Here is an 8,582-nt window from a genome sequence, read left to right as displayed (position 1 = left end):
CCCCTGGGCTGTGGTGGTGGTTTTGTTCCCATGGGCAGTTGTAACGGGCTTCCCTGGTATTTACCTTTTAAAACAGGTTCACCCCAAATATCAAAAACGCTGTGAACTGTGAAATTGGAACCGGATTCAATCATATTATCCAAATTTACAGATACAGAGTCATTATTATTCCAGTTGTAAACAATTACATCTATTCTGTGAGGATCGTATCTGTTCGGATGCAGAACAGTTTTTGTTCCGACTGGGAGCTTATTTGAAAAGACATTGTTGGGGAATTCATTGGGGTCTGGTCCAATCTCATCGCCAAAGAAATGGTTGCCCTCTACAACTGCACTTTTCCAGAGCCCCTGAGTTACAGCATTTCCAACGAAGTAATTATCTCTCAGCTCGATGAATTCATTTACAACTGAACTACCCCATCCGAAGCGCACACTTCTGCCGTTCTTAACTGGTACCCAGGAGTAGTTCTCTTTGAGAGTTGCTTTATCGACCGGTTGCAACCCGCCAATCAGTAGCCCGTCAGAATTGCCCAAAGTGGAGGATCCTCTAACCGATGCGCCGGTGCGAAACCAGACATTTCTCTCAAAATTAAACCCCTGGATATCTCCGTTTTCTGTGTAGGCATGAATTCCGAAACCATATCCAAAGAAGATTATGTTGTTTGCTATTTGTTTTGTGCCGGTTTTATTCTGGGTGTAGATGGCATGGCCATGGCCCCGGGTTTCACCCTCGACACCATTGTTGAAAATGATGTTGCCGTACAGTTCACTGTTAACTGCCGGGCTCCAGAACCCTATTCCCTGGAGATTATTGTGGATTACGGAGTTTATCAGCTTTGAGTTCGGGGCATCAAACCGTACTCCATCAACCATATCCGTTCTGATCTCAGAGGTGTTTGTTATCTCAAGATTCCAGAATTGTACCCATTCACCGTTTATATAAAGTGCCTGATCTCCGTTTCCAGTTTTCCCGTCAATAGTAACCCGTGTTCCTGGCTCAGCAAAGAATACCACCGGTGAGTTGGCAGTTCCTGAGACAGTACTTACGAATTTCCCCTCATAGATGCCCTCCTTGAGAAGTACCAGATCACCGGGTCTGACCGGACCTGAAGAGCTTAAGGCAGTTGCCAGATCAAGCGGGTCATCTTCTTTGCCGGAGGCGCTGTTACTGCCCATTGGAGAAACAAACCAGTCCGGATCAGTAAAGTCTAACCCTTGACTCCAGAGAGAAAAGACGGCGCACAGAACAATAAGTAATAATCGTTTATGCATTTGTAATTCCCGAAGAGAGGGTGATGGATGATTTTCTGTACAATTAAATTATACAAAAAATGGTAAAAAACAGTAGCAATTAAAAACTGACTGACACAGAATGATAAAATCCTGAGGTTGTCTTCTTTTTACATGTTTTCCCCTGATAATTCCAATTGTGGTCTGTCATTGTAACGGACCTTGTAATATGAACAATAGCATAAAGGATAATATCGCAATTCTATAGGGTATCGACAGTGTTATTCCGGATTTTCACTTTTTAATGCTTGATTTATCTCTCTTTGAACCGGAGCAGATTGAAGATGGTTCTCCCTCTGATGCAGAGACGGGTAAACTCAAGATGCTTCTACTGGCTCTTAAGTACAGCAGAAGTCTGGAGATTTTAAGTGTTTTGCCGCGAATTATCAGGATATCCGAAGACGTTGAGGGTGAGAGATATGATTACTTGTATGTGGTATTAACCTATCTGCACTCGGTGATTAAAGGAAAGTTGAAAAAGCAGTTCGGGGAGATAGTAGAAAGAGAACACAAAAATGGTGAGGCAATTATGTATACAATAGCGGATAGTTATCGCGATGAAGGGCGGAGGGAAAAAGAGAAGGAATTGAAGGAATTAAGGAAGGTAATGAAGCAAAAGGATACTGTGATTGAGCAGGAAGAGAGATTGGTGCACCAAATCGTCCGGCGAATGATTCAGAAAGGGATGAGCCTGCAATCAATCCGCGAGATTACTGGTCTTGGCAATGAGACAATTGAGAAGATTAGCCATGAAAGGTAATTACGAGAGTGCTGAAATATTTGTGTAAACCTCAGAATAGGTGGTGTATGGATTATTTTAACCACTTAACCCAAATGGAGGTTTACTACAATGGCCAGCACTACCGTAATTACTCTCGTTAAGGCCAGGTATTAAATACATATCAGATCTAGCACATTCCTACCATGCGGTTTTCCAGTATAAATAACTGATCTGTTACTTTCAGCAGGGGTTTAAGGGACCCCCGCTCCGCCGTAGTTTTTTACGAAGTGAACCTGCTTGGCTGTAAAAACGGCTTCGCGGAGACGAGCAGGAAACACGGGCCATTACCATAGGGATGATCAATAAAAGACTAAAAAAGCGGATTTGACGAAATTCTGTGTGCAGATTCTGAATTTTTCTAAGATTGTCTGAAACATCTCTGCTGTAACCTTAATCTAATATCAGGTGAGAATTCGATACCGGGATTCCGGTACTGATATGGATTAAGACGCAGAAAAGTGGTTAAGGATCTACATGAGATCGAATTCTCAATCAAGTGGAGAAAGATCATCACAAGTAGTATTTTGCGATATGAAGCGGAGCTTAAGGTGAGACCTCAGTCTGATATCTTCCGGAATATTTCACAGGAGAGTATATGATCTACAGAACTCTTTTTATCGCTGCTATCGCGACCCTGTTGCTAAGCGGCTGCTATACCCAGTTCTCCACACTTGATCCCTATTATCGTCCTCAGGAGCAGTTTTCATCTCCTGACTCTGCTTCCGACAGCACAATAGCCGCTTCAAGAGTTGATACAATTGTTGTAAAAGAGCGGGAGCATTGTGTCTGGGAGAGGGATCTTCTGGGCTATCCCCGTCTGAGATGTTATGAATCATACTATCACCGGGACTGGTTTCTTTACAACCGCACCCCATGGTGGTACAGAAGTGATCCCTACTGGTTTGATTATAACCGTTGTCCAAGATACTACTATTATGACCGTGATTGCGGATGCTGCAGATATCACAGCAGTCATCATCACCATTATTACGGTGGAAAGCCAGGTGGAAGCACACCTGTTTCTCCAGGATCTGCCCCCAGGGAGAGATCTGGAGGTATTTCCTCAGGGAAAATCACAGAAACCACTGGTGATCAGTTAAAGAAAACAGGGGAGAATAAACAGGAGAATGTTAATCCCGGGAAAAGTGTTGTTCCACGAGCAAGGAGTTCAGGGATTTTGGTCCCCGAAAATGCCAAAAAGGTGGAACAACCCGTCAGTGAGCCTCAGAAAAAAGTAATCTCCAACCCTCCGGTTCAGGAATCTGAGCAAAAACCTGCTCCGGTTTATGAGCCGGAGCCGTCAAAAGATTCCAACCAGGATTCTCCCCGGTCTGGCAGAAGAAATCCAAGGAGCTGGTAATAATGAAAAAAAATATTCCTGTTTTGTCATTAATTTTTGCTGTGTTTCTTCCACTGGGCGCCCAGGAATCCGATGATGGAGCTGTGATCCGTCCGATGCAGGAGGTGGGAGTGGGGGTGCGCGCACTTTCTCTCTCCGGTAATGTTGTGGCTTTGTCAAATGATATGTCGGCACTTTACTGGAATCCTGCTGCGCTTTCCTTTTTACCTGTGCGGGAATTTCAGATTGGGCTTGACGGACATGATTTCAGCAGCATTTCAGAATTCTTTGGCGATAAAACCAGTGAGGATATAAGGAGATTCAGGCTTAATACCCTGGGTTTTATGATCTCAGTGCCTGCTTCAAGGGGTGGACTCACTATTGCAGCCGCTTACTATAGTCCGGTACTGTTTGATGACATATCTGATTATTCTGGTTCCTATACTTTAGATGGAGATAACATTTCAATTGAAAACCGGTTCAAAACCTCCGGAGGGCTCAGATTCTGGAGTGGCGGCTTTGGCCTCCAGGTCGCTCCATCACTTTCTGCAGGAGCAACAATCTCGCTTATCACAGGAAAAGAGAATGCGAATTACTCTTTTTACAGTACGGCAAACCGCATTTCCTTTGATTCCTATGAATGGGCGCTGGAAGGAAGGTATGTGGGATTTGATCTCAGGGGTGGTCTGTTGTACCAGACAGACAAATTCAGTGCTGGAATGAGGTTCTCAATTCCCCAGGTTATTGCTTTTACAGAAAGATTTTCTGACCTGGATACAATATACAAAGGGAAAATGTACTCCTCATATTCCGCAGCAGCCGGCCTGGGTCTCACTCTCCCGTTTATTACAATCACAGCAGAAGGGCGTGTAAAACTTCCATTCGATTTTGTTTTCCCCTCTCAGGATATTCCATCAGGCAGCCAGGCAGGGCATTACAAAGTGGGTGGCGGAGTTGGAATAGAGGTGCCGGTAGTAGTTCTGCCTTTGTTGGTAAGAACGGGGTTCTCGATCGACGAAGTGGATCTTCACAGTTACGCAGTAAAGTATGGAAAGGATAAAATCAACTGGTCCGATTGCGGGGTCAGTGTGGGTAAAAACAAAAGCCAGTTTACTGCAGGAATCGGTTATTCAGGATCGTCATTTTCATTTGATGTCTCTTATGGTTACTCAAAATGGCAGTTGATTACAAGGAAACACCTTAAACAGGACTATACTTTTCAGAGAGCCGGGGTATCTCTGGCTATCAGGTACTGAAATGAAAAGTGTGACGATTTTTACGGATGGTGCCTGTTCCGGGAATCCCGGGCCGGGTGGTTATGGGGTGATCCTGAGATATAATGGTGTTGAAAAAGAGTTAAAAGGGGGATTCAGGAATACCACCAACAACAGAATGGAACTGATGGGTGCTATCAAGGGATTGGAAGCCCTGAAAGAGCCCTGTGAAGTTACCATCGTTACTGATTCGCAGTACCTTGTCAATGCGGTCGAAAAGGGGTGGGCTGTTAAATGGAAGTCAAGGGGATGGATGCGTGGCAAGGGAGAAAAAGCACTCAACCCTGATCTCTGGGACAGGCTTCTGACTCTGCTCTCAAAGCATAAAGTCCATTTTGAATGGGTGCGTGGGCATCAGGGACATCCTGAAAATGAACGATGTGACCGTATGGCCGTAGAGGCCGCTTCCGGTAAAGATCTTCCTGAAGATATCCGTAGCTGAGCGGATAATAATCCTGCTGCTTCTCTGTTCAGACCGCGTTTCCGGATAATGTGGAATTCGCTTTGACTTGTTTTCCCTTCAGGAAGTAATTTTGATATTTATATGGTATACGGGGAATCCCCTGAAAATCGATAATGGAAAGGAAAATTGCGCATGAATGCAACTCCGGTTATTGACATGATTATCCGTTCCGGATGGATGGGACGATTGATCATAGTTCTCCTGATTGTTTTATCTTTTGTCTCCTGGGCGATTATTTTCAGCCGTCTCTATGTGCTAAACAAGGTGAACAAGGGGAACAGATTGTTTCGCCGCAGGTGGGATTCTCTTGGCCGACTCTCTGAGGTAGAGAATCTGGACAGTAAACTTAAAGAGTCTCTGATGGGGCACCTCGCAAAAACCGGTACATTTGAATACAAGCGTATTCTCGATGATTCCCGTTCTCACAAAGGTGTAAAGGACTGGTCATTTTTCCTGCAGAATCAGTTCAGTATGGCTGCAGATCGTCTGGAAAGTACTCTTATATCACTTTTGACACCCCTGGATAAGGGTGTTCTGATGCTGGCAATGACAAGTGCCATAGCGCCTTTTCTGGGACTTCTGGGAACAGTATGGGGTATCATGAATTCCTTTTATGAAATAGGTAATCAGGGCTCGGCAAGTCTTCCGGTGGTAGCGCCTGGTATTGCAGAGGCACTGATAACTACTATAGCTGGTCTTATGGTGGCTATTCCGGCTCTTTTCTTTTACAATTATTTCAATCACAAGGTGGAAAAGGTTGAAAACGATCTGGATGAATTCAAGGATCTCCTGACTGTAAGAATCAAGAAAGAGATATTCAGTCTGCTTTTTGCCGAACAGGCAAGGCCTCAGTCACAGTCAAACCAGCGGATGTGAAAATGGGAAGCAAACGAAAGTCACGCAGGCATCGTGCCATAAGCGACCTAAACCTGACTAATCTGATTGATGTGGTCTTTGCACTGCTTATCATATTCATGATAACTGCACCGATGATGACTCAGGGGGTACAGGTTGACCTCCCCAAGACTCAGTCGGAAAATGTGGAATCCAATCAGACTATTCAGGTGTCAATTAACAACAGAAATGAAATATTTGTAGATCAGGAAAAAGTCTCTCTTGTGGATTTCAGGAGAACATTCCGGGAGATTTTCGCAGGGCGTTCTGATGTGCCTGTGTTTATCAATGCGGACCGGAAAGTGCCTTATGGACTTGTAATCAGGGTTATCTCAGAGGTTCAGAACGCGGGTGTGGTTAAACTGGGCTTTCTTACTGCACCTTTGGACAAAACAGGTGATTATTGATGGCATCAATGGCAAGTGGACAGATGGGAAATGGGCCATTCAAAGAGATCCCGTTTACTACGGTTTTGGTTCTCTCGGTTGTCTTTCATGTTTTTGTACTTGTAATTATCCCGATTGCAACCAAACTGGTCTGGAAACCATCCAAATTTCAGAGGCCAAAGACATTTCAACTGGTAAGCGCTCCGCTTCCATTGCCTCCTACTCCTGTGCGGCGAACACCGGTTAAAACAGAGGCCCCGAAGCAGCGTATACCGAAGCAGGAATCAAAACCTGAGCCCAGCCCTGTTCCGGCGCAGAAAAATGTGCCAAAAAAGGAGACCAGACCTGCGAAACAGGAAGAGGCAGCTAGGCCGATTGAAGAAAACCTCGATGAACTGGCATCCATTCTCAATGAGATACCGAGTCCGGCTCAGGTGTCTGCGGTGGGAGATTTCAAATTCCATTGGTATCTTGCGAATGTGGTTCAGAAAATTGAACGTTACTGGAGTCCCTCCACTGAGAATCGTAATGTAAAGATACAGGTATCGTTTTCAATACAGAGCAACGGTTCCATAACGGAACCGGTTCTGGTCAGATCTTCGGGAAACAGTTCGCTTGACAATCTGGGATTAAGGGCGGTAAAGCTTGCCGCTCCTTTTGGAAAGCTTCCTCCCGGTTTTTCCGGTGACAGGCTGGATCTCAACTTAACCCTTATTCCAACCAGGAAGTAGGAAATGAATAGACGTTTTCTGTTGTTTTTTCTGATATGTGGATTGACTGGTATCACTTATGCCGAGAAATTCGATCTTGAGGTATATGCCAGCAAGTTCGACAGTATTCCTGTCGGGATACTCGACTTCAAAGCATCCAACGGGGTGCAGTTGACCGAGAATGAGCCCTGGAAGGTGATCGCAAATGATCTTGATTTCTGCGGCAGGTTTCAGGTTGTCACAGCAAAGGAATTTGACAGTGCTGCTTTTGCTAAAGCCAATGTGGGGCTTTACATCGATGGTCAGTACATGGTAGAGGGAAACACTGTGACTATCGATTGTTACCTGCGGGATGTAGTTAACAGGGAGCTTATTATCGGAAAGAAGTACAAGGGGGAGAAGAAGGCTCTGCGTGGGATGGCTCACCGCTATTCCAACGAGATCGTTGCGATGCTCTTCGGTGACAAGGGGATTTTCGAGAGCCGTATTCTCTATGTGAAAGTTACCGGGAACAGGAAGAATATCGCCATGATGGATTTTGACGGCTTCAGCAGGGGGAATATCACGGATAACGATGTGATCAATCTGTTCCCCACTTTTGCTGATCAGAACACAGTAATATGGACCTCTTATCTGCGCGGTAAACCGGATCTTTACAAAGGATCAATACTTGATGGGTCATCGAAGATATTTATCTACAGCCGCGCTGTGGAATCTTCTCCGGATGTCTCACCGGTGGATGGTACAGTTGCATACGCCTCATCAAAGAACGGAAATCTCGATATTTACACTTGCAATCCTGACGGGACCAATGTGAAACAGTTGACCGCTCATTACGGAGTCGATACTTCCCCCTCATGGTCCCCTAACGGTTATCAGATTGCATTTACTTCCGACCGTTCCGGAAATCCTCATATCTATGTAATGGACGCGGAGGGCGGAAATCAGCGTCGGTTGACATTTGAGGGAAAATACGCCGATTCTCCTGCCTGGTCTCCAAAGGGGGATAAAATCGCGTTTCAGATGATGGGTGAGAACGGTTCTTTCGATATCTACACCATAGCACCCGACGGATCGAAATTGACAAAAGTCACTAACATGCCCGGTAACAACGAGTATCCTACCTGGGCTCCTGACGGCTCACTGATAGCTTTTGTGAATACTGCCGGAGGCAGAAGTGATCTTTTCGTGGTGAAGCATGATGGAAGCAGGGCCCGAAGGGTCACATCGAGCGGTGATGTAAGAATGCCGGACTGGTCAGATTTTTAGTACTTAAACAGGGGAATTGTCATGAATAAAAAACGTCTTTGCATTATTCTGGGTTTTATGCTTCTTGCTGTGATAACCGGCGGGTGCAGGAAACAAAAGTCAACGCTTCAGGATATTCCGGTGCAGCAGCCTGCAGACAGTGTTTTCAGTGATTTTAAACCATTCGCCGATGTGGAT

The 8,582-nt window shown here is 45.2% G+C and carries 10 protein-coding genes; 9 read left to right on the top strand and 1 reads right to left on the bottom strand.

Annotation, left to right across the window (positions count from 1 at the left end):
- Positions 1 to 1,271 (bottom strand): hypothetical protein (locus tag GX089_07725; protein ID NLP02366.1); only part of this gene is annotated, 1,271 nt, incomplete at its 3' end.
- A gap of 262 nt (positions 1,272 to 1,533) precedes the next feature.
- Between GX089_07725 and GX089_07720 the strand changes: the two genes are divergently transcribed.
- The 9 genes from GX089_07720 to GX089_07680 form a co-directional block, all read left to right on the top strand.
- Positions 1,534 to 2,049, top strand: coding sequence for a hypothetical protein (locus GX089_07720; protein ID NLP02365.1), 516 nt, complete (start codon positions 1,534 to 1,536; stop codon positions 2,047 to 2,049).
- A gap of 616 nt (positions 2,050 to 2,665) precedes the next feature.
- Complete coding sequence (locus GX089_07715) at positions 2,666 to 3,430, top strand: hypothetical protein (protein ID NLP02364.1); 765 nt, start codon at positions 2,666 to 2,668, stop codon at positions 3,428 to 3,430.
- A 2-nt stretch (positions 3,431 to 3,432) separates the two neighbouring features.
- Positions 3,433 to 4,665, top strand: coding sequence for a hypothetical protein (locus tag GX089_07710; protein ID NLP02363.1), 1,233 nt, complete (start codon positions 3,433 to 3,435; stop codon positions 4,663 to 4,665).
- Position 4,666: 1 nt separating this feature from the next.
- Positions 4,667 to 5,125 (top strand): ribonuclease HI, encoded by a 459-nt coding sequence (gene rnhA, locus GX089_07705; protein ID NLP02362.1) that lies wholly within the window; start codon positions 4,667 to 4,669, stop codon positions 5,123 to 5,125.
- A gap of 153 nt (positions 5,126 to 5,278) precedes the next feature.
- Positions 5,279 to 6,022: a Tol-Pal system subunit TolQ gene (locus GX089_07700; protein ID NLP02361.1), complete on the top strand. Its 744-nt coding sequence runs from the start codon at positions 5,279 to 5,281 to the stop codon at positions 6,020 to 6,022.
- A 2-nt stretch (positions 6,023 to 6,024) separates the two neighbouring features.
- Positions 6,025 to 6,447, top strand: coding sequence for a biopolymer transporter ExbD (locus tag GX089_07695; GenBank protein NLP02360.1), 423 nt, complete (start codon positions 6,025 to 6,027; stop codon positions 6,445 to 6,447).
- Complete coding sequence (locus GX089_07690; protein ID NLP02359.1) at positions 6,447 to 7,157, top strand: TonB family protein; 711 nt, start codon at positions 6,447 to 6,449, stop codon at positions 7,155 to 7,157. Before GX089_07695 ends, GX089_07690 begins: the two co-directional genes overlap by 1 nt.
- Before the next feature lie 3 nt (positions 7,158 to 7,160).
- Positions 7,161 to 8,405 (top strand): Tol-Pal system beta propeller repeat protein TolB, encoded by a 1,245-nt coding sequence (locus tag GX089_07685; GenBank protein NLP02358.1) that lies wholly within the window; start codon positions 7,161 to 7,163, stop codon positions 8,403 to 8,405.
- A 21-nt stretch (positions 8,406 to 8,426) separates the two neighbouring features.
- A partial coding sequence (locus GX089_07680; protein NLP02357.1) for a hypothetical protein occupies positions 8,427 to 8,582 on the top strand: 156 nt, incomplete at its 3' end.

This window comes from Fibrobacter sp. (assembly GCA_012523595.1).
Classification (GTDB): Bacteria; Fibrobacterota; Chitinivibrionia; order Chitinivibrionales; family Chitinispirillaceae; genus JAAYIG01.
The sequence above is the reverse complement of the archived record's forward strand: the minus strand, read 5'-3'. Positions and strand labels throughout refer to the sequence as shown.

Coding starts and splice junctions, on each gene's coding strand:
- GX089_07710 (NLP02363.1), top strand. CDS start 3,433: ATGAAAAAAAATATTCCTGTTTTGTCATTAATTTTTGCTGTGTTTCTT.
- GX089_07685 (NLP02358.1), top strand. CDS start 7,161: ATGAATAGACGTTTTCTGTTGTTTTTTCTGATATGTGGATTGACTGGT.
- rnhA (NLP02362.1), top strand. CDS start 4,667: ATGAAAAGTGTGACGATTTTTACGGATGGTGCCTGTTCCGGGAATCCC.
- GX089_07695 (NLP02360.1), top strand. CDS start 6,025: ATGGGAAGCAAACGAAAGTCACGCAGGCATCGTGCCATAAGCGACCTA.
- GX089_07720 (NLP02365.1), top strand. CDS start 1,534: ATGCTTGATTTATCTCTCTTTGAACCGGAGCAGATTGAAGATGGTTCT.
- GX089_07715 (NLP02364.1), top strand. CDS start 2,666: ATGATCTACAGAACTCTTTTTATCGCTGCTATCGCGACCCTGTTGCTA.
- GX089_07690 (NLP02359.1), top strand. CDS start 6,447: ATGGCATCAATGGCAAGTGGACAGATGGGAAATGGGCCATTCAAAGAG.
- GX089_07700 (NLP02361.1), top strand. CDS start 5,279: ATGAATGCAACTCCGGTTATTGACATGATTATCCGTTCCGGATGGATG.